This window comes from Cupriavidus necator N-1, assembly GCF_000219215.1.
In the GTDB taxonomy this organism is placed as follows: domain Bacteria; phylum Pseudomonadota; class Gammaproteobacteria; order Burkholderiales; family Burkholderiaceae; genus Cupriavidus; species Cupriavidus necator.
Genome location: NC_015723.1, coordinates 1,242,608 through 1,268,953, shown reverse-complemented (window position 1 = coordinate 1,268,953; position 26,346 = coordinate 1,242,608). Strand labels below are relative to the sequence as shown.

At 67.4% G+C, this 26,346-nt stretch carries 22 protein-coding genes and 1 riboswitch; of the genes, 14 read left to right on the top strand and 8 right to left on the bottom strand.

The annotated features are described in order from the left end of the window. Positions 1–157 precede the first annotated feature (157 nt). A riboswitch (FMN riboswitch) is annotated at positions 158–316 on the bottom strand. Between the two features lie 321 nt (positions 317–637). Then, on the top strand, positions 638–1,177 hold the full coding sequence (locus CNE_RS23895) for an acyloxyacyl hydrolase (protein WP_041228622.1): 540 nt from the start codon (positions 638–640) through the stop codon (positions 1,175–1,177). Here CNE_RS23895 and CNE_RS23890 read toward each other — a convergent pair. The 5 genes from CNE_RS23890 to CNE_RS23870 form a co-directional block, all read right to left on the bottom strand. Next, positions 1,152–2,045 (bottom strand): helix-turn-helix domain-containing protein, encoded by an 894-nt coding sequence (locus CNE_RS23890; protein ID WP_041228621.1) that lies wholly within the window; start codon positions 2,043–2,045, stop codon positions 1,152–1,154. The two genes, CNE_RS23895 and CNE_RS23890, sit on opposite strands and share 26 nt — an antisense overlap. Positions 2,046–2,080: 35 nt before the next feature. Next, on the bottom strand, positions 2,081–3,070 hold the full coding sequence (locus tag CNE_RS23885) for a LysR family transcriptional regulator (RefSeq protein WP_013952855.1): 990 nt from the start codon (positions 3,068–3,070) through the stop codon (positions 2,081–2,083). 54 nt (positions 3,071–3,124) lie between these two features. Next, positions 3,125–4,120 carry an amidohydrolase family protein gene (locus CNE_RS23880; RefSeq protein ID WP_013952854.1) on the bottom strand — a complete coding sequence of 332 codons (996 nt, stop codon included), beginning with the start codon at positions 4,118–4,120 and terminating at the stop codon, positions 3,125–3,127. Beyond that, positions 4,117–5,454, bottom strand: coding sequence for an MFS transporter (locus CNE_RS23875; RefSeq protein ID WP_013952853.1), 1,338 nt, complete (start codon positions 5,452–5,454; stop codon positions 4,117–4,119). The genes CNE_RS23880 and CNE_RS23875 overlap by 4 nt, the downstream gene beginning before the upstream one ends. Before the next feature lie 84 nt (positions 5,455–5,538). Continuing rightward, complete coding sequence (locus tag CNE_RS23870) at positions 5,539–6,483, bottom strand: YncE family protein (RefSeq protein WP_013952852.1); 945 nt, start codon at positions 6,481–6,483, stop codon at positions 5,539–5,541. Positions 6,484–6,735: 252 nt separating this feature from the next. Here CNE_RS23870 and CNE_RS23865 point away from each other — a divergent pair, with 252 nt between their 5' ends. The 3 genes from CNE_RS23865 (at position 6,736) to CNE_RS23855 (ending at position 9,961) form a co-directional block, all read left to right on the top strand. Next, positions 6,736–8,049: a hemolysin family protein gene (locus CNE_RS23865; protein ID WP_041228620.1), complete on the top strand. Its 1,314-nt coding sequence runs from the start codon at positions 6,736–6,738 to the stop codon at positions 8,047–8,049. Positions 8,050–8,365: 316 nt separating this feature from the next. Further along, positions 8,366–9,685 carry a GGDEF domain-containing protein gene (locus tag CNE_RS23860; RefSeq protein WP_041228619.1) on the top strand — a complete coding sequence of 440 codons (1,320 nt, stop codon included), beginning with the start codon at positions 8,366–8,368 and terminating at the stop codon, positions 9,683–9,685. Positions 9,686–9,829: 144 nt separating this feature from the next. Further along, entirely contained in the window at positions 9,830–9,961 is a 132-nt protein-coding gene (locus tag CNE_RS23855; protein WP_010814145.1) for an entericidin A/B family lipoprotein, read from the top strand. A 94-nt stretch (positions 9,962–10,055) separates the two neighbouring features. Here the strand turns inward: CNE_RS23855 and CNE_RS23850 are convergent, their stop codons facing one another. From CNE_RS23850 to CNE_RS23840, 3 genes are all read right to left on the bottom strand, one after another. Further along, positions 10,056–10,700: a bifunctional 4-hydroxy-2-oxoglutarate aldolase/2-dehydro-3-deoxy-phosphogluconate aldolase gene (locus tag CNE_RS23850; RefSeq protein ID WP_013952849.1), complete on the bottom strand. Its 645-nt coding sequence runs from the start codon at positions 10,698–10,700 to the stop codon at positions 10,056–10,058. Between the two features lie 69 nt (positions 10,701–10,769). Continuing rightward, positions 10,770–11,705, bottom strand: coding sequence for a sugar kinase (locus CNE_RS23845; protein WP_013952848.1), 936 nt, complete (start codon positions 11,703–11,705; stop codon positions 10,770–10,772). A 13-nt stretch (positions 11,706–11,718) separates the two neighbouring features. After that, on the bottom strand, positions 11,719–12,987 hold the full coding sequence (locus tag CNE_RS23840) for an amino acid deaminase (protein WP_013952847.1): 1,269 nt from the start codon (positions 12,985–12,987) through the stop codon (positions 11,719–11,721). A gap of 224 nt (positions 12,988–13,211) precedes the next feature. Between CNE_RS23840 and CNE_RS23835 the strand changes: the two genes are divergently transcribed. The 10 genes from CNE_RS23835 to CNE_RS23790 all read left to right on the top strand — a co-directional run bounded on the left by CNE_RS23835 (position 13,212) and on the right by CNE_RS23790 (position 26,345). Next, positions 13,212–14,117 (top strand): MurR/RpiR family transcriptional regulator, encoded by a 906-nt coding sequence (locus tag CNE_RS23835; RefSeq protein WP_013952846.1) that lies wholly within the window; start codon positions 13,212–13,214, stop codon positions 14,115–14,117. Positions 14,118–14,119: 2 nt separating this feature from the next. Further along, the gene (locus tag CNE_RS23830) at positions 14,120–15,592 is read left to right on the top strand and encodes an N-acyl-D-amino-acid deacylase family protein (protein ID WP_013952845.1); all 1,473 of its coding nucleotides are present in this window, start codon (positions 14,120–14,122) and stop codon (positions 15,590–15,592) included. Between the two features lie 51 nt (positions 15,593–15,643). Then, positions 15,644–16,036 carry a RidA family protein gene (locus tag CNE_RS23825; protein ID WP_012355941.1) on the top strand — a complete coding sequence of 131 codons (393 nt, stop codon included), beginning with the start codon at positions 15,644–15,646 and terminating at the stop codon, positions 16,034–16,036. A 111-nt stretch (positions 16,037–16,147) separates the two neighbouring features. Further along, positions 16,148–17,509 (top strand): GntP family permease, encoded by a 1,362-nt coding sequence (locus CNE_RS23820; RefSeq protein ID WP_013952844.1) that lies wholly within the window; start codon positions 16,148–16,150, stop codon positions 17,507–17,509. A 168-nt stretch (positions 17,510–17,677) separates the two neighbouring features. Then, positions 17,678–18,586, top strand: coding sequence for an aldo/keto reductase (locus CNE_RS23815; protein WP_013952843.1), 909 nt, complete (start codon positions 17,678–17,680; stop codon positions 18,584–18,586). Between the two features lie 12 nt (positions 18,587–18,598). After that, positions 18,599–19,966, top strand: a complete 1,368-nt coding sequence (locus tag CNE_RS23810; protein ID WP_013952842.1) for an NTP/NDP exchange transporter — start codon at positions 18,599–18,601, stop codon at positions 19,964–19,966. Positions 19,967–20,116: 150 nt separating this feature from the next. Continuing rightward, positions 20,117–21,580: an MFS transporter gene (locus CNE_RS23805; RefSeq protein ID WP_013952841.1), complete on the top strand. Its 1,464-nt coding sequence runs from the start codon at positions 20,117–20,119 to the stop codon at positions 21,578–21,580. Continuing rightward, complete coding sequence (locus CNE_RS23800; RefSeq protein ID WP_013952840.1) at positions 21,577–23,100, top strand: FGGY family carbohydrate kinase; 1,524 nt, start codon at positions 21,577–21,579, stop codon at positions 23,098–23,100. The genes CNE_RS23805 and CNE_RS23800 overlap by 4 nt, the downstream gene beginning before the upstream one ends. 18 nt (positions 23,101–23,118) lie before the next feature. Continuing rightward, complete coding sequence (locus CNE_RS23795; protein ID WP_013952839.1) at positions 23,119–24,798, top strand: glycerol-3-phosphate dehydrogenase/oxidase; 1,680 nt, start codon at positions 23,119–23,121, stop codon at positions 24,796–24,798. Continuing rightward, entirely contained in the window at positions 24,795–26,345 is a 1,551-nt protein-coding gene (locus CNE_RS23790; RefSeq protein ID WP_013952838.1) for an FAD-binding oxidoreductase, read from the top strand. The genes CNE_RS23795 and CNE_RS23790 overlap by 4 nt, the downstream gene beginning before the upstream one ends. Position 26,346: the final 1 nt, after the last annotated feature.

Sequence of the window (26,346 nt, the reverse complement as noted above, 5' to 3'; positions counted from 1 at the left end):
TCAGCATCAATGGGCGTTCCAGGGGAAGGATCAACGGAGTTGCAGCGCCGCACGCCGCGCCTGAAGCGCAAGCACGAGCGGCCGCGCCCTGCGCGCGGCGCAAGGCAACAGCGAACCGCAAGGCCGGGCAAGGCGCCAGGCCGCGCGGGCAAGCTCCGTCCATCTTCTTTCATCCGGACTATGACCGTCGGCCCTGGCCTCTCACCAGGTCTGCTGACCTCGCACGGGAATGCGAGCGCTCGCGGGCTCGCCGGACACGCACTGCGCGCCGCGGCATACCGCCGGTGGGGACTTTCACCCCGCCCTGAAGACGTAACGAACCGGTGCGGCCATGTAGCCGGCACCGGCCCGCGGATGTTAGCACGATTGTTGTTTTTTTCCTCTCGCGGGCGCTCACCCACGTTAGGCCATGTCCGACCATCGCAAGGTGCCTTCCCGTGTACTACAAATAAGGGGGGAGGCAGCGCATGTGCAAGCGGTTCCCGCAGTGGCGGCCGCCTCATGCCTTGCCGGACAACAACGCAGCACCTCTTCATCCGTGCTTCCCATGCGCCGACACGAACAAGAAGCCAGACAAGACCGCCGTGTGAGTTGTTCCTCCTTCCATGCGCCCTGCCGGCGTGCGTGGCAACAGCGGGTGCGCCGCACCGTCGCCGCGGGCCTGCTTGCCCTGCCCTTGTGCCTGGCAGCGACGGCGCGCGCCGCGCCTGCCGTGCAGCTTGGCTACGGCTTCGACGATAGCCACGACGTGCAGAAGGCGGAGGTCGCCATGTTGTGGGATTCGGGCTTTGCGTGGGGCAATCCGCAAGGCTGGCAGGTCGACCTGCAATGGGAAGTCAACGTTGCGCGCTGGCGCAGCAGCAGCGACAACCAACCCAACGACCTATGGGAGTTCGGTGCCTCGCCGGTGGTGCGAATCGCATGGTGGCGCCACACCTGGGTGCCCTTCCTTGAGCTGTCGGTCGGGCCGCGCCTGCTGACCAGCACGCACACTTCGGCCGAGCACAACATTGCCACCGCCTTCCAGTTCTCGGACTACGCCGGGATCGGCGTGACAGTCGGCAAGGACCGGCGCTTTACCGCGGGCTACCGCTTCCAGCACCTGTCCAATGCCGGCATCAAGCAGCCCAATCCTGGCACCACCTTCCACGTCATTTACCTGCGCTACCACTTCTGAGCGCCGGCCGCTGCGGCGCGCCCTGCGTTTCAAACAAGGTGCGGGTGGCATCGTCGGCCGGGAAGAAGCATTCGATGCGCAGCTCCTGCAGCGTGATGTCCTGTGGAATGCCGAGCGTGGTCAGCGTCGAGAACAGCGACGCGCGGAACGCACCCGCATGCAGCACCACCGGCAGCAATGGCGCCGGCGGGCCATCGGTGCCGTCGTCCTCGCGCAGCAGCACGCCGCCCGGCCCCACCATGTCAGGGTGCCAGGCAGCGATGCGCCCGAAGATCTCGCGCGCGGTCTGGTCGTGGGCCTGCACCTGCAGCTCCTGCCACACGCGCCGCAGCAGGTAGCGCCCGACCTGGTGCGCGTTCTCGATCACCGGCCACAGGCCCTCTGGATCAAACACGGTCAGCATCAGGTTGATCCGGTGGCTGCCTTCCGTGAGCGATGCAGGCGCGCGCTCCCCCAGCAGGGTATCGAGCATGCGCCGGTAAGCCAGGTTGGCATCCACCAGGTTCCAGAAGCGGTCCAGCACCACGGCCGGGTACGGCTCCTGCTTGGCCAGGATCAGCGCGATCGCCTGCTGCACCATCTGCAGCGGCGGCGAAGCCAGCGCGTGTTCGCTGTATGCCGGGGCAAAGCCGCCGGCCAGCAGCAGCCGGTTGCGCTGGCGCAGCGGCACGCCCAGGCGCTCGGCCAGCGCCAGCACCATCTCACGGCTGGGGCGGGCGCGGCCGGATTCCAGGAAGGAGATGTGGCGCTGCGACACCCCGGCCGCCAGGGACAACGCCAGCTGGCTGTAACCGCGCTTGCCGCGCCAGTAGCGCAGCAGCCCGGGGAAGTCGAGGGTGGCTTCGGAGGCGGGGGTCAGCGTTTCCATGGCTGCATTACAGCATGCGTTGGGGCGAATGGCCATTACCTAACAGGTAATGGCTCCGATTCAACCACCGCATTCGGATGGCCAGGCCGCGCCGCGCGCACCGCGTCGATCAGCAGCCGCATGGCCGGCGTCGCGGCACGGCGCCGGCGCACCACAATCCCATAGGGAACCAACTGCCCTCGCATCGGCACCGGCAGGACTGCCAGCGCGCCCAGCGAGCCGAAGTAGTCCGCGATGGCGCCCGGCACGACAGCAATGCGATCGCTCTCCGCCAGCAGCGGCAACGTGCCCATGATCGACGAGGTCTCGATAATGTCTTCCGGCAGCGGCACGCGGTTGTCGCGGAAGGTCTGGTCGATGATCTGCCACATCGGCACGGCCGCCGGCGGGATGATCCACGGATAGCCAGCCAGGGAAGCCAGACTGACGCTGCGCTTGCCCGCCTGCGGATGGCCGGCGCGCGCCACGATGGCCAGCGATTCCTCGAACAGTGGCTCAAAGTCGAGATCGTCGGCCATCGTACCCTCGGGGATACGCCCTATCACCACGTCCAGCGCATCCTGCCGCAGCGCCTGCACCAGCACGTCGCTGGTATCGACCTGCATCACGATATGCAAATGCGGATAGCGCGCCTTGAGCGCGTTGATGACACCGGACAGCACCGATGGCACCGGGGCCAGGATCGAGCCAAGCCGCACCTTGCCCACCTCGCCGGCTGCGATGGCGGCAAATTCGTCATGCAGGGCATCCAGGTCGGCCAGCACCACGCGCGCGTAGCGGATCAGCGCCTCGCCGAATACCGTCGGCTCGATACCGCGCGCATGGCGCGTGAACAGCAACGTGCCAACCACGCTCTCGAGCTCGCGCAATGCCTTGGTGACGGCTGGCTGGGACAGCGCCATCTGTGCAGCGGCGCGCCGCAGCGAGCGGTGCTCGGCCAGGGCCAGGGCCAGGCGCAGGTGCCGCATATGCAGGCGTTTGCGCAGGGTGGCCGCGCTGGAGAGGGTGGCGGGGAGGTCTGGCATGGTGGCCGCTCAGGAGGGACTTCGGCTAAGATCGGCCTTTATAGCATGCGTGCCTTAGGCAAGCTCTGACGGCTTTGGAGCATCCTTAGCATCGTTGGCATCGCTTCGCGCCGTCATTTGCGCCGGCGCAATGCAATAGAACCTCGCCGCATTTCCAGCCAGCACGCGCTGCCTGTCCACGGGATCCGGCAGCGCCTCGCACACCATGCCGAGAATCGTGCCGAAGTCCGCGCTCAGGCCCGAGACCGGCAGGTTGCTGCCGAACATCGCCCGCTCATGTCCGAAAATCGCCAGCACCTCGCGCACGATGCGGCGGTTGCCCAGCGCATCCCAGCGCCCGCCGGCCAGCCCGAACTCCGACAGCTTGACCGACACATTGGCGCAGGCAGCCAGCGCCTCCATGCCGGCGCGCCAGCAAGCCAGGCCCGCTTCCGAGCGGTCCAGCGGCAGGCCCGCGTGATTGAGCGCGATGGGCACGCCGGGCAAGGCGGCCGCCACCTGGGCCGCCTCGCGCAAGTGCCAGAACGGTACCCGCAGGTCCCACGACAGGCCGTGGCGTTCCAGCCGCGCCAGGTCATCCAGCCAGACCTGGTCCTGCATCGACCCGGGGCGCCCGGCCACCGACTCGCCCGGCGCCGCAGCGGTCAGCGGTTTGCATCGAATCCCCCTGACCCGCGCGAAACCAGCCTGGCGCGCCAGCAGTTCGGCGCACCCGGGAGTCCCGAACGGCGCGTAGGCCACCACCGCCGCAGCCATGCCGGGGCGCCAGTCCTGGCGGTGCAGCCACGCAGTCTCGTCGACGGCTTCGCTGCGGTCGCGTTCGGCCTCTACGTGTACGGTAGCAAGTACGGTGACGGCGCTGGTGTCGTACGCATACTGCGCCTCCAAGTAATCGCGGCGCAGGCTCTCGTAGTCGCCGAGAAAGAAAGTCTGCGGCCGGTATTCGTCCTGCAGCCAGGGATAGCGGCCGCGCCCGAGTTGCCACAGGTGGTGGTGGGCGTCGACGATGGCCAGGCCCGGGGGCAGCGCGCCGTTTGCTTCGCGGTTCATCGGCACCGCCTCGGCAACGTGGCAGCCAGGGCACCGGCCAGCACCAGCGCGGCGACCAGCAAGTAGACACCCGCGCCCGCGCCGACGCGCTCGATCAGCACGCCCGCGGCATAGGGACCGCAGAATCCCCCCAGGTTGCCGAGCGCATTGATCACGCCGCGCGCCACACCGGCGTGCTCGGCGGCCAGCAGCCGCGGCGGCAGGGTCCAGAACACGCCCGCAGCGGACTGCAGGAAGAAGCCGCTGCCGACCAGCAGGCCATAGGACACCCAAGTATTGTCGTGCCACCACACCGAACCGGCCAGGCAGGCAGCGAAACCCAGCAGCGGCCAGACCACGAAGGCCTTGCGCCGGCCGGTGCGGTCGGACAGCGAAGACATCGCGAGGATGCCGGCCATGGTACCCAGGTACGGCAGCACGGCCAGCATGCCGACCTGCCCCATGCCGCCTCCGGTCAGGCCTTTCAGGATGGTGGGCAGCCACAGCGTGTAGCCGTAGATCCCCATCTGATAGAGAAAATTGACGGCGATCAGGCGCCAGATCACATCCTGCGACAAGATGTGCGCCAACACCGCCCGCGTGCTGCCCGCGCCCTGCCCCACGTTCGCACCAGCCGCGGCTGCCTGCTGCTCTTCCTCGCGCAGGCGGGCCAGCAGATAAGCCTTCTCTTCGGCGGAAATCCAGCGCGCCTGGTCCGGCCGGTCACAGGCCAGCTTCCACCACACGCCGAGGCAGGCCAGCGAAATCAGGCCTTCCACGATAAACAGCCAGCGCCAGTCGAGCGCCGCGATCACCAGCCCCGACAGCGGCGCGGTGATGATGCCGGCGATCGGCACGAACAGGATCACCAGGGCGTTGGCGCGTCCGCGCTCGTGGTCGGGAAACCAGTTGCCGACCATGGTCAGCACCACCGGCAGCATGCCGCCCTCGGCCACCCCCAGCGCAAAGCGCAGGATCAGCAGTTCGGTCTCGTTGCGCACCAGGCCGGTCAACACGGAAATGACGGCCCAGGCCAGCATCGACCAGGCGATGAAGTTGCGCCCACTGCCGCGCACGGCCAGCTTGCCGCCGGGGATCTGCAGGAACAGATAGCCGACAAAGAAAATGCCGCCGGCCAGGCCGGCCATGCTGGCACCGATACCGAGCGCGTCGCCCATCCCGCCCGGCATCGCGAAGGCGATATTGACGCGATCCATGTACGAGACGATGCAGACCATCAGGATCGGCGGGATGATGCGCCACCAGCGCTGGGCGGGGATGCCGGGCGCACCGGTGAGAGGTGTCGCGTCGATGGCGACGGACGTACCGGCGCCGGCTTGGTCCAAGCCTTTCATACTCTGTCTCCGTATGGATTTCTGGGTATCAGCCGCCGGCATCTGCGCTGCCTTCGCGGCCTTGTCGGTTGAAACGACCGGGTGCTACTGCGGCGGCAAAGCCAGGATGGCAAGACCGTCCGGTTCCTTGCCGGTGGTGAAGGCATGGCGCAGGGTCAGGCCAGGCAGGTCAAGCTGGCCGACGGTGTGGTCGTTGAGCGCGACATAGGCGCGGCTCGGGTCAGCCGGATGGAAGGCGAGCGCGATCGGCTTGGCGCCGGTATCGACCCGACCGGTCTCCGCGAGCGTGTCGGGGTCGAAAATGCGGATGCTGCGCTCGCCGTAGTTGAGTACGAACAGGCGGTTGTCCGGCGACCAGTAGATGCGAGTGGGGTCCTCGCCCGTCGGCACCGTGCGCACCACTTCCATCGTGCGCGCGTCCAGCCGGGTGAGACTGTGGTCGTCGCGGCTGGCAACGTAGAGCGCCGCTTCGTCGCGGCTCAGGCAACAGCCCTCGGGGCGCCTGCCGGCGTTGGCCGCGCGCGGTGCGCGGGTGGCATCGTAGGGGTGCACCAGTGTCACGGTATGCGACAGCAGGTTGGTCACGTAAGCACGCTCGCCATCGGCCGACAACACAAACAGATGGCTCTTGACCCCGCCCGCCGGCACCGCGCGGTCCGGCACCGGGCGCTCTAGTGGGGCCTCGAACACGAGCAGCATATTGTCGCGCTCGCTCAGCGCATAGACGCGCCCTTGCCGGTCAATCTGCAGGCCATGGATGCGGTGATAGGGCGAGCAATCAAGCTGCGCCCTGACCGCGCCGCTCACCAGGTCGACCGCGATCACCATGGCGCCGCCGTCGCCGGCATGTGCGAAGGTCTGCACACCATAGTGGCCGACGTAGCCGCACAGGCGCTCGCGGTCCACCACGAATTCATGGGGATAGTCCGGCAACTGCACGCTGAAGCGGCGCTCGCCGCCTGCCAGTTCGTAAGCGCTGAAGCTATGGCCGAATTTCTCCACCAGCACGGCCGTCCATCGGTTGTCCATTCTGTCTCCTTGTGATTCGCACGCCTGTCAGATCCAGGCTTTTCGTAAGGGGGCACAGGTAGTGCCACGGACAGAAGTTTGGCGCGGCCAACGATAACTATCTATTGAATATTAGGCATCGAGCTATCTCCGCTGGTTATCGCTAAGCGACCGGAGCAGCCGCCACCATCGCCAGGCTGCCCGGCGCCGTGTCGTCATGCGCGGATGGTATGCTTGGTGCTTTCAATTCACACGCAAAGGGCGCGTACCCTGATGGAAATTGCCATACTACTGGCGCTGATTCTGCTCAACGGCCTGTTCGCGATGTCCGAGATCGCGCTGGTCACGGCCCGTAAGGCACGTCTGCAGCGCCAGATCGAGAACGGTGACCGCGGCGCGATTGCCGCGGTCCAGCTGGGCGAGGACCCCACGCGCTTCCTGTCCACGGTGCAGATCGGCATCACGTCGATCGGCGTGCTCAATGGCGTGGTCGGAGAATCCACGCTGGCGCAGCCGCTGGGCCTCTGGCTGCAGGGCTTCGGCTTGTCGCCGAACACCTCCGGCTATGTGGCGACCGCCATCGTGGTGGCCGGCCTGACCTACTTTTCCATCGTGCTGGGCGAACTGGTGCCCAAGCGCCTGGGCCAGATGGCCCCGGAAGCGATCGCGCGGCTGGTGGCGCGCCCGATCGGCTGGCTGGCCGTGGCCTCCACCCCGTTCGTCAAGCTGCTGTCCAGCTCCACGCGGCTGGTGCTGCGGATGCTGGGCACCAAGGTCGACCGCGGCCCGGGCGTGACCGAGGAAGAAATCCACGCACTGCTGGTCGAGGGCTCCGAGGCCGGCGTGATCGAGCAGCACGAGCACACCATGGTGCGCAACGTGTTCCGGCTGGACGACCGCCAGCTGGCATCGCTGATGGTGCCGCGCGGCGATGTCGTGTACCTGGACGTCGAAGAGACGCTGGATGAAAACCTGCACCGCATCGAAGAGTCCGACCATTCGCGCTTTCCGGTGGTGCGCGGCGGCATGCACGACATCATCGGCGTGGTCAGCGCGCGCCAGCTGCTGGCGCGCCGGCTGCGCGGCGAGGAAGCCGACCTGAAGGCCGCGGCGCAGCCGGCGGTGTTCGTGCCCGAGAGCGTGACCGGCATGGAACTGCTGGAGAATTTCCGCGGCTCCGGCGGCCAGATGGCCTTTGTCATCGACGAATACGGCGAAGTGCTGGGCCTGGTCACGCTGCAGGACCTGATCGAGGCCATCACCGGCGAATTCAAGGCCGACGCCGCCGGCGAGGAATGGGCGGTGCAGCGCGACGACGGCTCGTGGCTGCTCGACGGCCTGATCCCGATCCCGGAACTGAAGGACCGCATCGGCCTGCGCCAGGTGCCGGAAGAAGAAAAAGAGCGCTACCACACCCTGTCCGGCATGCTGCTCCTGCTGCTGGGCCGCCTGCCGCAGATCGCCGACAGCGTGCAATGGGGCGACTGGCGCTTCGAGATCGTCGACATGGACGGCAAACGCATCGACAAGGTGCTGGCCGCGCGCCTGCCCCCGCAGGAAGGTCCTGAGGAAGAGACCACCGGCTGATCAGGCCAGCCAGTCGGCCGCTGCCGGATTCCGGCGGTGGCGTCAATCCAGGATCACGGTCAATTCCGACCATATTGATCCATATTAAGTTGCAGGTTGCGACCAAGTCACCTTGGCGCAATTTGCAATGTTCCGCCCCCTCCCCTTCGCTTATGATCCGCCTGTGCGGCCCGCATGCGGCCGTGGCAGGCATGGATCACCAGGGCCTAACGACAAGCGCCGGCGGCCGCCCCAGCGGCCAGCCGAACGACCAAATCTGATACCGGGGAGACGCGGGCATCGCACGGCCATCAACAGGCTGCCCGCAAGACCATCCATGCATCCTGATGCCGATGACATCGCCGCGGCCGCGGGCGCACCTGGCGCGATGCAGCCGTCCGCCCTGGTGTCCGCGCTTGCGGCACGCCGCTCCGGCACCGGGCAGCCAGCGACGATCCTTTCTATCCGCCTGGACCGCTTTGCCAGCGCCTGCGAAACCCTGGGGCCCCGGCGCGCAGCGAGGCTGCGGGCCATCGTGCAGGCACGCATCGCCTGCCTGCTGCCGCCTGGCGCCATCATGCACTGGATGGCGGCGGCAGACCTGGTGGTCATTACCGCGCTGCCGGACGGCGTGCCCGACCCCGGCCCGGTGGCCAGCCGGCTGGCCGACGACCTGTCCCGGCCGTTCGCGCTGGACGGCTTCGAGCTGTTTATTTCGTGCAGCATCGGCGTGGCCACCGACCATCCGGATATCCCGGCGGAACGCAGCCTGCAGCAGGCCCTGGACGCCATGCTGCGGGTCGATCGACGGGGGGGCGACGGCCTGGCGCGCGCCGAAAAGCCCGCCGCGCCGCCGACCGCGCCCCTGCTGGCAGCCCTGCCCGATGCGCTGGAGCGCGGCGAACTGAGCCTGCAGCTGCAGCCGCGCGCCGACTTCGCCAGCGCCGTGGTCAGCGGCTACACCGTGCGGCTGCGCTGGCACCATCCGGCGCTCGGGCGCGTGGCGCCGCAGGATTTCCTGCCGGCGGTGGAGTCGCTGGGGCTGGTCGGCCGGATTGGCAGCTGGCTGCTGGAAAGCGTGCTGCCGCTGGTACGCGCCGCCGAAAACGTGGCCCCGCTGCAATTCACCCTGCTGGCCTCCAGCGCCCAGCTGCACCGCCCGCAGATGGTGGAGGCACTGGCCCACGCCATCGACGCAGGCGGCATCGCACCGGACCGCCTGTGCATCGAAGTGTCGGCCAGCGCGGTGCCGGCCGACGCCGACATCATTGCCCGCGTTGCCGCCCTGCGCCGGCGCGGGCTGCAACTGACGCTGGGCGATTTCGACGACAGCCCGGGCTGCCGCCAGTTGCTGGCGGCGCTGCACCCGGACAGCGTCACGCTGGACGCCCGCCGGCTGGGCCATGCACCCCGGCCCGGTGATTCCGCCAACCGTGCCGACAGCCTGCACGCCGCCTGCCGGCTGGCCCGGGGCGCCGGCGTGTCGGTCTGTGCCAAGGGGGTCGAGACCCACCAGCAGCTCGAGGCCGTGCGTGCCTGGGGCTGCCACAGCGTGCAGGGCTACCTACTGGCGCAGCCATTCCCCGCGGCCTGGCTGCTCCAGACCCATGCGGCGATCCAGCAGCGCGCGCGGGAGCTGCTGGCGCCCCACGCCTGAGAGGCGGCTGGCGTTGCGGCCGTTGCACGATTTACAAATTGGCACATACCAGATGTCAAACCCGCTCACAGCAGCGGTAAAATCGGCGCAAATCCCTCAATCCCTGAATCTCTCGATTCTTGAAATCTTCGAAAGGAGCCCGGCGTGAAGAAAGGTTGGATCTGGTGCGTTTTGTTTGCCACCCTGTTGGCTGGATGCAACACGATGGCGGGGCTCGGCCAGGACATTCAGCGCGGTGGCCAGAAGCTTGAAAGCTCGGCGGACCGTCACAAGTAAGCCGCCAGCCCCCCAAGTCTGATGCGGCCCGGACCGCGTCGATATGAAAACGGCACGCCGAATGGCGTGCCGTTTCCTTTTGCGCTGCCGGTGCTCAGCCCTTGTTGCGCAGTGCCCTGGCCTGCTCGGCCAGCGTGCGGATGCGGCCCCAGTCGCCGCTGGCGACGGCGTCCTTGGGCACCACCCATGAACCGCCCACGCACACCACGTTGGGCAGCGCCAGGTAGGTCGGCGCCAGCGCGGCGTCGATGCCGCCCGTCGGGCAGAAGCGCAGCTGCGGCAGCGGCCCGCCCAGCGACTTCAGCATCGGCACGCCGCCCGCGGCCTGCGCCGGGAAGAACTTGAGAAAGGTGAAGCCGGCTTCCAGCGCCGCCATCGCCTCACTCGCGGTGGCCACGCCCGGCAGCAGCGAGATGCCCGCGCCCTGCGCGCCCTCGGCCAGCGCCGGGGTCAGGCCGGGCGAGACGGCAAACTGCGCGCCCGCATCGCGCACGGCGTGCAGCTGCTCGACGTTCAGTACCGTGCCGGCACCGACGCAGGCCTGCGGCAAGGCTGCCGCCACCGCCCTGATCGCTTCCAGCGCCACCGGCGTACGCAGCGTGATCTCAAGCAGCGGCAAGCCGCCGGTGACCAGTGCCTCGCTGACGTGCAGGGCCTCGTCGACCGAGTGGAACTCCAGCACCGGGATCACCGGCACATCGGCAAGGCGTTGAAGCAGCGGGGAAGTCTGGTTTTGCATGGCTGTCTCGGAATAAGGAGTGCAGAAGAAGCAGGGGTTCAGGGAAGCAGGAGTTTCAGGCCAACCGGGTCACGCGATCACCGACACTGACTGCGCCAACCGGCCCAGCACGGTCTGGGCGTCGGGGATCGGCGCCACCGCGCCATAACCAGTGGTAGACAGCGCGGCGGCCACGTTGGCATAGCGCGCCGCCTCGAACGGATCGGCACCCGCGGCCAGGCGCGCGACAAAGCTGCCGCCGAAGCAGTCGCCGGCGCCGGTGGCATCGATCGGCTTGACCGGATAAGGCGGCACCAGCGCGCGCGACTCGGGCGTGGCCACATAGGAGCCCTCTTCGCCCAGCTTCAGCGCGACCAGGCCGATGCCGCAGCCCAGCAGGTAGTCGACGATGGCGTCGCGGTCGTCCAGCCCGGTCAGCACGGTGATGTCATCCCAGCTGGGCAGGCACACATCGGTCAGCATGAGGGCCTCGCGCATGATGCCGCGCGCGCGTGCCAGCGACCAAAGCCGCAAGCGCAGGTTGGTGTCCAGCGTGACCTTGGTGCCGGCCTTGCGCGCATGCTCCATCGCGTCCAGCCCGGCATCGCAGGCGCTGGTGCTGATGGCCAGGCTGATGCCCGACAGGTGCAGGTAGCGCGCCGCGGCGATCGCGCCGAGCGGCAGATGCTCATGCTGGTAGCGGCTGGCGGCAGAGCCTTCGCGCAGGTAGTCGAAGCGGTGGCCGTGGTTGTCGTGCGAGACAAAGTAGACCCCGGTAGGCGCGCTCGGGTCGACGCGCACGTGGCGGGTATCGACCCGCTCCTGCGTCCACAGCGCGCGCAAGCGCTCGCCGAAGGTGTCGGCGCCGACCGCGCAGATATAGCCGGTGCTGGCGCCCTGGCGCGCAGCCGCAATGCAGAAGTTGGAAGTGTCGCCGCCAAAGCCTTGCAGGTAGCGCGACGGATCGTCGGGCTGCTGGTTGAACTCCACCAGCGGTTCGCCGTAGGCCAGGATGTCGATGCTCATGGGGCTGCCTGCCTCAGAAGAAGGTTTGCACGATGTCGATCACGCGCATGTCGCGGTCCAGCACCGGGATATGGCGCCACTTGTCGAAAGTCAGGCATGGGTGCGAGATATCGAAGGCGATCATGTCGCCGACCTGAACGTCGTCGCCCGGCTTGACCTGCAGGTAGGCGTGCTGGTCCATCATGCCGGTGACTTCCCAGTGCGCGGGCACGTCCACCGGCGCCTCGGTGCCGGGCCGGTACAGCCGTGCCGGGATCGGCATGCCGGCGTCGAAGGCCGCATCGCGCTTGCCCATGCCGATGATGACGCGGTCCGGCTCAGGGATCGACTGCACATAGGCCCACAGCTGCAGCGCCGGCAGCAGGCCCTCGCGCATCTTCTGCGCGACCGGGTTGCTGGCCAGGATGCGCTGCTGCGCGGCGCGGTAGATGCCCACGTCGTGCGTCAGGTAGCAGCCGGGGCGCAGCACGATGTCGATCGGCGCGCCGATCTCGGTGCGCGCGAATTCCTCGGCCACCACGTCGTACCAGGCCGAGCCCGCGCCCGACATCACCACAGGGCTGCGGCCGAAGCGGCCTTCCCGTGCCAGCCGCCGCGTCACCGCCACGGTGCGCTGCAGGAACTTGCGGATATCGGCTTCTTCCTTGAGCACGCCTTCATAGATCTCGACGCCGGCCAGCGACAGCGCCTGCGGCCAGCGCGCCAGCGCGTCCAGCACGGCCTGCTGCTGCGCGTCGTCGCGCACGCCGGTGCGCCCGCCTTCCACGCCCAGCTCCAGCAGCACCTGCAGCTTCTGCCCGCGCTCCTGGAAGAACTTGCCGAGCTGGTCGACCAGCGCGGCCGAGTCCACCAGCGCGAAGAATTCGAAATCCGGATCGCGCAGCAGGTCAGCGATGATTTCCATATTGCGCCGGCCCACCAGCTGGTTGGCCATCAGCACGCGTTTGACGCCGTGCGCATGCGCGGCCGCGGTCTGGTGCGCGGTGGCCAGCGTGATGCCCCACGCGCCGGCGCCGAGCTGGCGCGCAAACAGCTTGGGCGCCATGGTGGTCTTGCCGTGCGGCGCAAGCTGCACGCCGTATTCGTTCATGAAGCGGCGCATCCATTCCAGGTTGTGCGCAAGCCGGTCTTCATAGAGCACCGCGGCCGGCAGGCTCAACTCTTCCTGCAACAAGTTCCAGCCGGTCTGGCCGGCCGCATCCGGGGCGATCGGGCCTTCCATCCGGCCCAGTGCCTTGTTGAGCGGATCGATCACGCCGGCCTGATACTTTATTTCACGCATGCTTGTCATCACCCTGAAAAAATCTGATTGACGTAATGATAGCCCTGAAAATAAGATATTTCATCCTTGTTATAAAGTAACACGCAGATGCCCGGAAGGGCTAGCCGGGACAACGCGACTGGCACCCGCCACGTGCGCCAATCACAGTTATAGCCCCTGCCCGCGGGCACTGCAGCTTCCGTCACATTTCGATCCGACCCGTCTTCCGACCAGACCTGCCGCCCATGACCGCGCCCTTTGACATCCTGACCCGCATCGCCGAGCGCGGCCCCGCGCTGCGCCTGGCCGAGCAGAAGGTGGCGCAGGTGGTGCTGGAAGACCTGGCCGGCGCGGCCGCCGCCAGCATCAATGAACTGGCGCGCAAGGCCGGCGTCAGCGAGGCCAGCGTGACGCGCTTTGCCAAGGCCATCGGCTGCCGCGACGTGCGCGACCTGAAGCTGCGCCTGGCCCAGGCCACCGCGGTAGGCGCGCGCTTCCTGCAGCCCGGCAGCGTTCCCGCCGGTGAAGCCGCCCCGGCCACGCTGGCCGACAGCATCCACGCCGACATCCTCACCGCGCTGGAAGTCAACCGCGGCCTGATGGATGCGCAGCGCATCGAACAGGCCGCGCGCCTGTTGCTTGGTGCACGCATGGTCTACGCTTTTGGCATGGGCGGCGGCTCGTCGTTCATGGCCGACGAGGCCCGCCATCGCCTGGCGCGCCTGGGCCAGCCGGTGGCGAGCTACCAGGACGCGCTTCTGCAGAAGATGGTGGCGGCCACGCTGGGCCGCGACGACGTGGTGCTGGCCTTCTCGGCCAGCGGCCGCGTGCCGGAGATGCTGGCCAGCTGCGATATCGCGCGCGAGTACGGTGCCCGCCTGGTGGCCGTGACCGCGCTGGGCTCGCCGCTGGCCGCGCGTGCCGACGTGCTGCTGCCGGTGCGCACGCTGGAGACGGATTTCATTTTCAAGCCGTCGGCATCGCGCTACGCCATGCTGATGGTGCTGGACGTGCTCGCCACGCAATGCGCGCTGTTGCAGCCGGACCAGAGCAAGGAGCGCCTGCGCCGGCTCAAGTACGTGCTGGACACCCACCGCGGCGAAAGCGGCCCCGCCAGGGGCCCTGACAGCCGCCAGCCGCTGGGAGACTGACCATGCCACACCTGTTCGATACCCTGATCCGCTGCGTCACCCTGATCGACGGCTCCGGCGCCGCCGCGCGCCTGGCCGATGTGGCCCTGCGCGACGGCCGCATCGCCCGCATCGATGAAGCCGGCGCGATCGATCCCGACGCCGCCTCGCATGTAGTCGAAGGCGACGGCCTGGTCCTTGCACCGGGCTTTATCGACGTGCATACGCACGACGACACCAACGTGGTGCGCCAGCCCGAGATGACGCCCAAGCTGTCGCAGGGCGTGACCACGGTGGTGGTCGGCAACTGCGGCATCAGCGCCGCGCCGGTGACGCTGGCGGGCGAGCCGCCCGACCCGATGAACCTGCTCGGCCATGCCGACGCCTTCCGCTACCCGGATTTCAAAAGCTACGTCGATGCGGTGGAAGCCGCGCAGCCCGCGGTCAACGTTGCCGCGCTGGTAGGCCATACCGCGCTGCGCAGCAATCATATGGACCGCTTCGACCGCGCTGCCACGCCGGAAGAAATCGCGGCAATGCGAGCACAGCTGGAAGAAGCGCTGCAGCATGGCGCGCTGGGCCTGTCCACGGGCCTGGCCTACGCCAACGCGTTCAGCGCGCCGACCGATGAGGTGCTGGCGCTGGCCGAACCGCTGGCCAAGGCCGGCGCGCTCTACGCCACCCACCTGCGCAGCGAGTTCGCCGAGATCCTCGACGCCATGGACGAGGCCTTCCGCATCGGCCGTCATGCACGCGTGCCGGTGGTGATCTCGCACCTGAAATGCGCGGGCGTGGCCAACTGGGGCCGCAGCACCGAGGTGCTGGACGCGCTCGACGGCGCGCAGCGCTGGCAGCCGGTGGGCTGCGACTGCTACCCCTACACCGCCAGTTCCTCCACGCTGGACCTGAAGCAGGTCACCAGCGATTTCGACATCATGGTGACCTGGTCCGAAGGCGCGCCCGAAATGAGCGGCCGCCTGCTGGCCGATATCGCCGCCGAATGGCAGGTAGACCTGCACGAAGCCGCGCGACGGCTGATGCCCGCGGGCGCGGTCTACCACTGCATGGAAGACGCCGACGTCGACCGCATCCTGAGCCATCCGGCCACGGTGGTCGGCTCGGACGGGCTGCCCAACGACCCGCTGCCGCATCCACGCCTGTGGGGCGCCTTCCCCCGCGTGCTGGGCCACTACGCCCGCGACCGCGAGCTGTTCCCGCTGTCGGTGGCCGTCAACAAGATGACCGGCATGTCCGCCGAGCGCTTCGGGCTGCAGGAACGCGGCTTCGTGCGCGAAGGCTACTGGGCCGACCTGGTGCTGTTCGACGCCACCACCATCCGCGATGCGGCCAGCTTTACCGATCCCATGCAACCGGCCGAGGGCATTGCCGCGGTCTGGGTCAACGGCGAGCTGTCATGGCAGCAGCGCCAGACCACCGGCGTGCGCGCCGGCCGGTTCCTGCCGCGAGGCTCGCGGCCTGAGTTCGGCGCCGCCTGACCAGCGCGCTGCCCTCTTCCTTCCCATATCCAACCCATCCCAGGAGTACCCATGGACATCAAACGATTCGGCGTCGAAGGCGGCACCGGCACCGGCGGCCAGCACATGCCCTTTGCCCGCGCGGTCGCGGCCGACGGCTGGCTCTACGTCTCCGGCCAGGTGCCGATGGTCAACGGCGAGGTCATCGACGGCGGCATCGTGCCCCAGACCCACCAGGCCATCAAGAACGTGCTGGCCATCCTGGCCGAAGCCGGCTACGGCCCCGAGCACGTCGTGCGCTGCGGCGTCTGGCTGGATGACACGCGCGACTTCGCCTCGTTCAACAAGATCTTCAAGGAATACTTCGGCGCCAACCCGCCCGCGCGCGCCTGCGTGCAGTCGAGCATGGTGGTGGACTGCAAGGTCGAAGTGGACTGCATCGCCTACAAGAAGCCGGCGGCCTGAGCCTGCTGCCTGCGGATTGCGTGCCCCCCTCCCGCTACCGCGGGAGAGGGGAAAAACTAAAAACTAACCCCTGCCGCCACAAGCGGCCTTTTTTCCACACAAGGAGACAATATGGGTGCCGTCACCGGAACCACGCTCTTGGTGTATGCGCTGATCGCAGTGATCGCACTGGTGGTGCTGATCGCGCGCTTCAAGCTCAACCCCTTCATTACCCTGGTGGTCGTTTCAGTGCTGCTCGGCTTTGCCGTGGGCATGCCGATGGGCGACATCGTCAAGTCCTTTGAAGCCGGTGTCGGCGGCACGCTGGGCCATATCGCGCTGGTGGTCGGCCTGGGCACCATGCTCGGCAAGATGATGGCCGAATCCGGCGGCGCCGAGCGCATCGCCAACACACTGATCGATTTCTTCGGCGCAAAGAACGTGCATTGGGCGATGGCCACCATCGCCTTTATCGTCGGCCTGCCGGTGTTCTTTGAAGTGGGCTTCGTGCTGCTGGTGCCGATCGCCTTCAACGTGGCCAAGCGCACCGGCACGTCGATGGTGCTGGTCGGCATCCCGATGGTGGCCGGCCTGTCCGTGGTGCACGGCCTGATCCCGCCGCACCCGGCCGCGCTGCTGGCGGTGACCGCCTATGGCGCCGACATCGGCAAGACCATCATGTACGCGCTGATCGTGGGCATTCCCACGGCAGCCCTCGCTGGCCCGCTGTTCGCCAAGCTGATGGACCGCTACGTCAAGCTACCCGAGATCAACCCGCTGGCGGAGCAGTTCACCGAAGAGGATGAGCGCGTCAAGGCATCGCATGAGTTGCCGGGCTTCGGCATCACCGTGTTCACCATCCTGCTGCCCGTGATCCTGATGCTGATCGGCAGCTGGGCAGACCTCATCGCCACGCCCAAGACCTTTGCCAACGACTTCCTGAAGCTGATTGGCAACTCGGTGATGGCGCTGCTGATTGCCGCGCTGGTGAGCTTCTACACCTTCGGCAAGGCGCGCGGCTTCAACCGCGAGACCATCCTCAAGTTCACCAACGAGTGCGTGGCGCCCACCGCTATCATCACGCTGGTGGTCGGCGCCGGCGGCGGCTTTGGCCGCATCCTGCGTGACTCGGGCATCTCCAACGCCATCGTCGACGTCGCCACCGGCGCCAACGTGTCGGTGCTGGTGCTGGGCTGGCTGGTGGCGGTGATGATCCGCATCGCCACGGGCTCGGCCACGGTGGCCATGACCACCGCCGCGGGCATCGTCGCGCCGATCGCCGCCAGCGTGCCGGGCACCCGCCCGGAGCTGCTGGTGCTGACCACCGGCGCCGGTTCGCTGATCCTGTCGCACGTGAACGACGGCGGCTTCTGGCTGGTCAAGGAGTACTTCAACATGACCGTGACCCAGACCTTCCAGACCTGGTCGGTGTGCGAGACCATCATCTCGGTGGTGGCGCTGCTGCTGACGCTGGGCCTGGCCACGGTGATCTGACGCCCTGGGGCGGCGGCCTTGCCGGTGGCGGCAAGACCGCACTCCAGGCCAGGCTTTGGCGGGATCAGAACGGGTGACGTGGCGAAAAAGTGCATTGAAGCAACGGTTTACAAGCCCCCGGACAGCTACTAAGGTCAACCAGTGTGTGACCTGCCGCGAACCGTCCCAATGCCACTAGATCGCCGCTCCTTCCTGGCCCTGGCCGCCGGCCTCGCCGCCTGCGCCGCCCTGCCCGCCGGCGCTGCCACCGTAGCCGTGCCAATGCGCCGCAACATCCCGGGCACCACCGAAGCCCTGCCCGTGATCGGCATGGGCACCGCCGACACCTTCAACGTCGGCACCGGCGCTGATGAACGCAAGCCGCTGGCGGAGGTGATGGGCCTGCTTCTGCAGAGCGAAGGGTCGGTCGTCGATACCGCGCCCAGCTACGGCAGCGCCGAAGCCGTGACCGGCGACCTGCTGCGCGCGGCCAATGCCCGCAGCCGGGTGTTCCTGGCCACCAAGATCTCGGCCAAGTCCGGCGCGCCCGCGCAGGCGCAATGGGCGCACTCGCTGGCCGACCTGCACGTGGACAAGATCGACCTGCTGCAGATACACAACCTGATCGACTGGCAGGCCAACCTGCGCTGGCTGCGCGAGCTGAAGGAACAGGGCCGCATTCGCTACCTGGGCATCACCCATTACCGCGAGGACGCGCACGAGGCGCTGGAGAAGATCGTGCGCAGCGAGCGCGTGGACTTTGTCCAGATCAACTACTCCGTGGCCGAGCGCAATGCCGAGCGTACGCTGCTGCCGCTGTGCGAAGCGCGTGGGGTGGCGGTGCTGGTCAACCGGCCTTTCCAGGACGGGCGCCTCTTTCGCGTCGTCAAGGACCGCCCGCTGCCACCGTGGGCCGGCGATATCGACTGCGGCTCGTGGGGCCAGTTGTTCCTGAAGTTCATCGTCAGCCATCCCGCCGTGACCGCGGCGATCCCGGCCACCTCCAAGCCGCGCAACATGGCCGACAACCTTGGGGCCGGACTGGGCCGCATGCCCGATCCCGGCCAGCGCGAGCGCATCGCCGCGCTGCTGCGCTGAGCCGTATCGATCGTGGACGATCCCGCGCGCGACCCGCCTGCCGGTGGCCTGGCCCGGCTGCGGCGCGGTTTCGGCATCCACCCCGGCGAGACCGGCGCCGTGGTGGCCGGCTTCCTGTTTTTCTTCTGCCTGTTCGCCAGCTATTTCATGCTGCGGCCAGTGCGCGAGACCATGGGCATTGCCGGCGGCGTGAAGAACCTGCAGTGGCTGTTCACCGCCACCTTTGTCGTGATGCTGGCCGCGATTCCGCTGTACGGCGCGATCTGCGCCAGGCTGCCGCGGCGCCGCTTCGTGCCCTGGGTGTACGCCTTCTTTATCGCCAACCTCCTGGGCTTTGCCCTGGCCACTCGCGCCCTGCCTGACAACGTCTGGCTGGCGCGCGTGTTCTACGTCTGGCTGTCGGTGTTCAACCTGTTCGTGGTGTCGGTGGCATGGAGCCTGATGGCCGATGTGTTCCGCCCCGAGCAGGCGCGCCGTCTGTTCGCACTGCTGGCCGCCGGCGCCAGCGCGGGCGGGCTGGTCGGGCCCGTGCTGGGCGGCTGGTTGGTGCCGCGGATCGGCCTGACCGGACTGATGCTGCTGTCGGCCGCGCTGCTGGCCGCCACGCTGCCCGGCGTGGGCTGGCTGTTCGGCTGGCGCCGCCGCGCCGGCGCGGGCGTGGTGCAGCCGGGCGAAGCCCCGGCCGGCGCGGCGCAGGATCCGGCCAACCCGATCGGCGGCGGGCTGCTGGCCGGGCTGTCGCTGCTGCTGCGCTCGCGCTACCTGCTCGGCATCGGCCTGTTCGTGATCCTGCTGGCCACGGCCAGTACCTTCCTGTATTTCGAGCAGGCGCGGCTGGTGGCCGAGGCCTTCCCGGAACGCACCCGCCAGACCCAGGTCTTCAGCGCGCTGGATGCTGCCGTGCAGGCGCTGACCATCCTGGTCCAGCTCTTCTTCACCGGCCGCATGGCGCGCCGCTATGGCGTCTCGGTACTGCTGACCGCGGTGCCGCTGGCGGTGGCCTGCGGCTTTCTCGTACTGGCGCTGTTGCCGACCTTCGGCGTGCTGGCCGGCGTGATGATCCTGCGCCGTGTCGGCGAATACGCGCTGCTGCGCCCCGGGCGCGAGATGCTGTTCACCGTGGTCAATCCCGAGACCAAGTACAAGGCCAAGAACGTGATCGACACCGCCGTCTACCGTGCGGGCGATGCAGTCAGTGCGTGGGTCAAGACGGGGATCGATGCGCTGTCGGGCCATCCCGCCACGGTGGCGCTGGCTGGCGCGGTGCTGGCGCTGGCGTGGGCGGGACTGGGGTGGTGGCTGGGGCGGCGGCATGAGGGGCAGCTGGGCCCGCCGGATGCCAGTCTGCGCCGTGCCGTGGGGAATACCGCTGCACGCTAGTGCTCAGGACAAGGGTTTTCCCGGTTGACGCTGTGTCTGCGAAGCCATACATTGGCCACGCAGATCTAGATAAGAGACCATCTGTAAGATGGTCTCTTCGCGCCTTGCAGTCGCTGCGGCCTCTTACAGAACAAATAAGAGGAGACCGCCGTGCAACGCTCTGCCATCAAAATTCGTGGCATCGATGATGTCATTGCCTACATAGATTCCTGCCCAGGCATTCGCGGCAGGGCCGGTGTCATCTGGTGGCTCGCACTCGGCGGGCTATTCCTTGATGCGTTTTCCAATTCTGCGCTGAGCGCCGGCCTCGGGCCGATGACGCGCAACCTTCAACTCGCGCCCGCAAAGGTCGCCCTGTTGACCTCGTTTGCCTCCTGGGTGGCCATTGCCTTCAACCCTATCGGCGGCTGGATGGCCGACCGCTGGGGCCGCGTCCGCCCGCTGATTCTCGCCAAGGTCCTGGCTGTGGTCGGCGCATTGCTGGTGGTGTTTGCCCCCGGCTTCGAGGTGATCCTGGCCGGGCGCTTCTTTGTCGGTGCGGCCTACGGCATCGACTTTGCCATCGCCATGGCGGTGCTGGCGGAGTTCACGCCGGTGAAGCTCAAGAGTCGGCTGAACACGTGGCAAGGCATGTGGTACACGGCCGTCTGCTCCAACTTGCTGCTGGCACTGCTGTTCTACTCCTGGGACGTTGGCGATACGATCTGGCGCTACTCAGTGGCAGCCACCGCGGTCTTTGGCGTGATCATCCTGCTGCTGCAAGGCTTGTTCCTGGTGGAAAGCCCGATCTGGCTGGCACGCAAGGAATGGCTCGATGCCGCCGCGCATGCCATGACGCGCATCTACGGACGTGAGTTCGTTGCCGCCCCGCCCGCGGAACGCATCCCCGTCCTCAACCAGGCGCGCCGCGGCCTGGCCAATGTGCTGTTGATCTTCCGCGGCGTCTACCTGCCGCGCACCATCCTGGCGGCCACCGTGCAGATCGGGCAGTCGATCCAGTACTTCGCGATCGGCTGGTACCTGCCGCTGATCAGTGCGGCCCTGTTCGGCAAGGACTTTGTCTACGCGACGATCGGCGCGCTGGTCTTCAACGTCTGCGGCATCTTTGGCGGCTTCCTCTCGCCCTTTATAGGCCGGAAGCTGGGCCTGCGCCGCGCCTCGGCATTCGGCTTTGCGGCGGTATTCGCCATGCTGCTGATCCTGGGCTTGTTTAACGGCAAGATGCCGATGTGGATGGCAGTGGTCGTTCCGTCGCTGTTCATCCTGTTCCACTCGGGCGGGCCCGGCGCAAACGGCAAGAGCCTGTCGTCACTGTCTTTCCGCAGCGAACTGCGCGCGGGCGCCAACGGCATCATCGGCGCGCTCGGTGCCATCGGCGCTGCACTGGGCCTGCTGGTCTTCCCGCTGTTCCGCGCACAGTATGGGCTGGAGACCACCTTCCTGATTCTCTCCGTGGTCCCGCTGCTGGCAAGCATCATCTGCTTTGCGATCCGCTGGGACCCGACCCGCACCACCATCAACCCCGACAATGAAGCCGACGCCCCGCAGTTCAAGGGCGATGTGCCGGACGCTCCGGGCTTCATGAATCCCGCGATTGAAAAGGCCCGCCCATGACCCAGCGCAGAAATGTCATCCTTGCGATCGATGAGGGCACCTCAGGCACGCGGGCAGCGGTGGTGGCCGCCGACGGTCATGTCATGTGCCTCGAGTACACCACGCTTGAGGTCCGATCCCCCTGCCCTGGCGTGGTCGAACAGGACGCCAACGTCTTGCTCGACAAAACCCTGGCGGTTTGCCGCGCCACCCTGGCGCAGGCTGCTCGCCAAAACCTGACTGTCACCGCCCTCGCCATCGCCACCCAGCGCGCCACCGCGGTACTGTGGGACACGCAGACCGGACGTGCGCTGGTACCCGCCATGGTGTGGCAGGACACGCGGTACGCGGCCGATCTTGACCAGCTCGCGCCGGCATGGGACGCAAATCTGCGCAAAACGGTCGGCCGCCCCACCGGTGTACGCTCGCCATACCTGTGGGCAGCGCGGCACCTGCGCGACACGCCGGCTGTGGCTGACGCCTTCAGTGCGCGCCGGCTCGCCTTCGGCACCATCGACAGCTGGCTGCTCTGGCACCTGTCGACGGCACGCGCATGCATCACCACGCCGACCAACGCCACCTCATGCAACGCCTACGTGCTGACCGGGCATCGCTACCAGCTCGACTGGATCGACGCGCTTGGCTTTCCGCGTGAACTGCTGCCTGAGCTGCGCCAGGATGCGGACGACTTCGGCCGCACGCGGCCGGACGTGCTGGGTATCGACGTACCGATCCTGGCTTGTGCCGGGGACCAGCTCGCCGGCGCAATCGGCCTCGGATGTCTCGATGCCGGCCAGGCGATGTGCCTGCATGGCACCGGCAGCTTCGTCGATCTGGTAGTCGGCCCGAACCTTCCCGCACGCAGTGGCAAGTCGGACAGCACCCTGACCATGACCGCGCGCCGGCAGCTGGGCGTGTCGCACTTCTCCGTCGAAACCTTTGTCGCCACCACCGGCTCCGCGCTCAACTGGGTCTGCGACAAGCTCGGCTGGTTTCAGAACGCCAGGCAAATCAGTGCGCTGGCCAGCACTGTTGCGTCGTCACGGGGCGTGACCTTTATTCCCGCGCTGACAGGGTTGCGGGTCCCACGCATGCAGCCTGAAGCGCGCGCAGCATTGACCGGTATCTCGATGGCAACGACGCAGGCCGAGATGGCCTTTGCCATCCTCGAAGGCATTGCGCATTCGGTAACTTCATGCATCGAGGCAAACCGGGAGATCGCGGGCGTGCCGGTGTCGGAGCTCGTGGTTGGCGGCGGCTTGTCCGGCAGCGATGCGCTGCTGCAAATGCAGGCGGATCTCAGCGGAATTCCCATCCACCGCATGAAGGAGACCGACCGCGCCAGCCTGCGCGGCATCGCTTACCTTGCCGGCTCATCCGGCCTGCTTTGGGATTCCATGCAGCAGGCCCGTGCCACCACCACCCCGGACGCGGTATTCGAACCGGCGATCAGCGCCGATGAACGTGCCCAGCGGCGCGCGCGCTGGAATGCGCGGGTGGCATCCGAGCTCAACCATGCGGACGCGCTTGCGGTCCATTAATCAGGAGCAACAACAGACATGGTGATTTTTCCATCCCGCAGCGCTAACCGCGAGCGCGCCGCCATGACCAGCACCGAGCCGTTGCGGCTGGTGCGCCGGGACCTGCTTGACCGCCTGGAGACAGATGCATTCGACATCCTGGTGGTCGGTGGTGGTGTGACGGGCGCCTACGCCGCGCTGGATGCCAGCTTGCGCGGCTATCGCGTGGCGCTGGTTGAAAAGTGCGACTTCGCCGCGGGGACTTCGTCCAAGTCATCCAAGATGGTGCACGGCGGCCTGCGCTATATCGAGCAGGGCAATCTCGGCCTGGTGCGCCATTCACTGCTGGAGCGCCAGCGCCTGCGCCGCAACGCGCGCCACCTGGTGCAACGGCTGCCGTTCCTGTTCCCGGTGATGGAGCGCAACGGCGTGTTCGACAAGCGCCTGGCCAAGGCCTTCGAGAGCCTGCTCTGGACCTACGACCTCGCCGGTGGCTGGCGCGAGGGAATCCTGCACCAGAAGCTGACCAAGGCCGAGGTGCTGTCCCACTGCCCGACCTTCAATGAGGAACATCTGACCGGCGGCTACCTGTACTTCGATGCGCGCGTCGACGATGCCCGCCTGACACTGAACATCGCGCGCACGGCAGCGTTCCATGGCGCGGCCGTGGTCAATCACGCGACCGTCGCCGAGATCACCCGCGACGGCCACGGCAAGGTGGATGGCGCCATTGTCCACGCCGGCGAGCGCGAGATCCGCGTGCGCGCAGGCGTGGTCATCATGGCAACCGGCGTCTGGCTGCGCGACTGGACCGGACGCAGGAAGGGCGAGGCCAGGACCCTGCACATTCGCCCCGCCAAGGGCGTCCACGTTGCCATCCCGTGGCTGAAGATCCGCAATGACTGCACGGTGACGATCCCGGTGCCCGGGCGCAGCCGCCGGGCAACCATCACGCGGTGGGGCAATGTGTCCTACCTTGGCACCACCGACGAAGACTATGTGGGCGACCTCGACAATGTCATGTGCACCCGGCAGGAACTCGACTTCCTGCTGGAGGGCGCGCGCTCGGCACTAAAGACCGACCTGACGCCGGAAGACGTGGTGGGCAGCATCGCGGGGTGTCGCCCGCTGGTGGCGCCGCCCGGCGGCAAGACCCTGGAAATCAAGCGCAATCACGAGATTCATACCGCGGACGACGGCCTGGTGACCATCGTCGGCGGCAAGCTCACGACCTCGCGGCACATGGCCGAGCAAACCATCGATGCAGCGCAGAAGGTCATCGGCAAGCGCAGCAAGTGCCTGACCAAAGCGGCCTATCTGCTCGGGGCGGCTGGCTATGACGCGCAGGCCATCGTCGCATCCGGCGGCATGTCCGCGCACCTGGGCGAGCGCTACGGCACAGAGGCGCGCTTTGTCAGCGACATCCTGCAGGCGGACGCCACCCTGGCTAGGCCGATCGTCGAAGGCCTGCCCTATACCGAGGCCGAAATCGTCTACGCCGTGCGCCATGAACTGGCCGGCACGGTTGACGACGTCTTGTCACGACGCATCCGCGCCCGCCTGATGGCGCGCGATGCCTCCGCCCGGGCCGCAGCGCGGGTGGGCCAGATCCTCCAGGCCGAACTCGGATTGTCCGAGGCGGCCGTGGCGCGGCAGGTCAGCGAATACCTGGCCGCCGTCGCCCTCGAAAAATCCGTCCTCATGGGAGACTCAGCATGATCAGCAAGGAAGCCATCAAGCGCGGCTACAACCGCGGCAACTACGTCGTCGGCGCCCACACGCCGCCGGGCTATGCGGCAAACATCCAGGACACCCCGGATGCGCCGGGCCTGCAACGTGACACCATTTCCGTCTGCGCGGCCGATCTCGCGGCCCTGCGCAAAGTGGCCGACGAGGTCTTGACCGATACCGCCGATGTCGTGGCGTGGACCCGCGACTGGTGGGCCGGATCGATGATCACAGAGACCGCAGGCAAGCCCGCCACGCCGCGCGGGGTCATCGTACGCGCTTCCACCGTGGAACAGGTGCAGGCAGTCATGCGCATTGCCAGCGCCAGTGCCATTCCGGTCACCGTATCGGCCGGCCGCAGCAACGTGACGGGCGCCGCCCTGCCCGTGCGCGGCGGAATCGTGCTGGACGTGTGCGGCCTTAACAAGCTGGTCGGATTCGACAAGGACAGCCAGATCGTCGACGTGGAAGCCGGCATGTTCGGCGACATCTTCGAGGAGACCATGCAGAAGGAATTCGGCATGACGATGGGCCACTGGCCATCATCGTACGCGATCAGCACGGTCGGCGGATGGGTAGCCTGCCGCGGCGCCGGTCAGTTGTCCACGCGCTACGGCAAGATCGAGGACATGGTGTTTGGCATGGACGTGGTGCTGGCCGACGGCAGCCTGGTCACCGTAGGCGGCTACTCGCGCGCGGCATTGGGCCCGGATCTGCAGCAACTGTTCATCGGGTCCGAAGGCATGCTGGGCGTGATCGTGCGCGTGCGCCTCAAGCTGCACCGCCTGCCCGACTACGGGCGTGCCATCGCCTATGGCTTCAAGACCTTTGCCATTGGCCTGGACGCCTGCCGCGAGATCATGCAACGCGGGGCCAACCCCGCCGCGCTGCGGCTCTATGACAAACTGGAGAGCGGAGTGCAGTTCGGGCTGCCCGACACCAACGTCCTGCTGGTTGCCGACGAGGGCTCGCGCGAGATGGTCGATGCGGTGATGACGATCAGCGAGCGCGTGTGCCAGGAACGTGGTGACAAGCTGGACAGCGCGGCGATTTTCGAACGCTGGCTCGATACGCGCTACCTGACGGGCAAGAGCGCCGAGGGCTTCAAGCGCAGCCCCGGCTTTGTCGCCGACACGCTCGAAATGTCGGGACCGTGGCGCGACCTGGCTGCCATCTACACGGACGTTGTCAAGGCCATCAATGCCGTGCCGGGCACCCTCGCCGGCTCCGCGCATCAGTCGCACGCCTATGTGGACGGCGCCTGCCTGTACTTCTCGCTGCGCGGCGAGGTCGCGGTGGAGGACCGCCGGAAGTGGTATCACCAGGCATGGGATGCTGCCAATGCGGTGCTGATCCAATACAATGCGGCACTGAGCCACCACCACGGAATCGGACTGCTGCGCGCGCCATACATGGCCTCGTCGCTGGACACGGCATTCCCGCTGCTGGCGGCAGTCAAGCAGGCACTTGACCCGCAGAATATCCTGAACCCAGGCAAGCTGGGTCTCAGTGACGTGCTCACCAACGAACCGAAGTAAC